Origin of the sequence: Mycolicibacterium neworleansense (assembly GCF_001245615.1) — a bacterium.
In the GTDB taxonomy this organism is placed as follows: Bacteria; Actinomycetota; Actinomycetes; order Mycobacteriales; family Mycobacteriaceae; genus Mycobacterium; species Mycobacterium neworleansense.
The window spans coordinates 1-1,168 of the sequence record NZ_CWKH01000004.1 but is presented as its reverse complement, the minus strand read 5'-3'; the positions used below and the strand labels follow the sequence as shown (position 1 = coordinate 1,168).

Annotated in this window: 1 protein-coding gene; it reads right to left on the bottom strand. The window is 72.1% G+C overall.

The annotated features are described in order from the left end of the window. The coding region (locus tag BN2156_RS30300; protein ID WP_090518664.1) for a putative PEP-binding protein at positions 1 to 1,168 on the bottom strand (1,168 nt) is incomplete at both ends.

Sequence of the window (1,168 nt, the reverse complement as noted above, 5' to 3'; positions counted from 1 at the left end):
CTGCAGCGGCGCGGGCCGCCTGCGCCACGAGGGCCAGGACCGCGGGCTGCCACGGATCGGTGAGGGCGGCCAAGTCGGCCGACATCCGGTCGGCCGCCATCGTGTACTGCGCCAGGTCATTGGTGCCGATCGACAGGAATTCGACATGCTCGAGAATCTTGTCGGCCAGCAGTGCCGCGGCCGGGACCTCGATCATCACGCCGGGGGTCAGCCCGTACGTACGTGCCCGATCGGCAAAGCGTTTCGCCTCGGCCGCGGTGGCGATCATGGGTGCCATCACCAACGCGGGGTTTCCGGTGGCCTTTCCCGCGGCGGCGACCGCCTCGAGCTGGTGCGCGAGCAGACCGGGATTGCCCTCGGCGATCCGGATACCGCGCACGCCGAGCGCCGGGTTGGCCTCCTCGGGATGTCCGGCGAACTTCAGCGGTTTGTCCGAGCCCGCATCGAGGGTGCGGACCACCACTTTGCGTCCGGCGAAGGCGTCGAGCACCTCACCGTAGATCTCGGCCTGCTCGGCGACCGTCGGCTCGGTGTCACGGTTGAGGAAGCACAGCTCGGTGCGGAACAGCCCGACGCCTTCGGCCGGGGTGTTGCGCGCACTCCTGGCGGCGGCGCCGTCCTGCACGTTGGCCAGGATCGCGACCGTGTGGCCGTCGGCGGTCGCACCCGGGCCGGCCCACTGCCGGGCGGCCAATGCGTCGCGCTGGGCGGCGGCCACCGCGGCCGCGGCCTGGGACGGATCCGGATCGGCGGTCAACGTGCCCGCGGTCCCGTCGAGCAGGACCATGGCGCCGGCGGCCACGGAATCGAGCCCACTGACCGCGACCACACACGGGATCCCGAGCTGGCGGGCGATGATCGCGGTGTGGCTGGTCGGCCCGCCGAGTGTGGTGACGAGCCCGACCACCAGCTGCGGGTCCAAGCCGGCGGTATCGGCGGGCGCCAGGTCCTCCGCGCACAGGATCGACGGGATATCCGGTAGGGGTACACCGGGTTCCGGGAGGCCGGACAGTTCGGCGATGACGCGGTCGCGGATATCGCGCAGGTCGGTGACCCGTTCGGCCATCAGGCCGCCGAGCTGCGTGAACAACTCCACGAACTGCTCGACGGCCTCGGTGACGGCGCGGACGGCCGGCGCCCCGGCGGCGATCCGCTTGTCGGCGGCGCC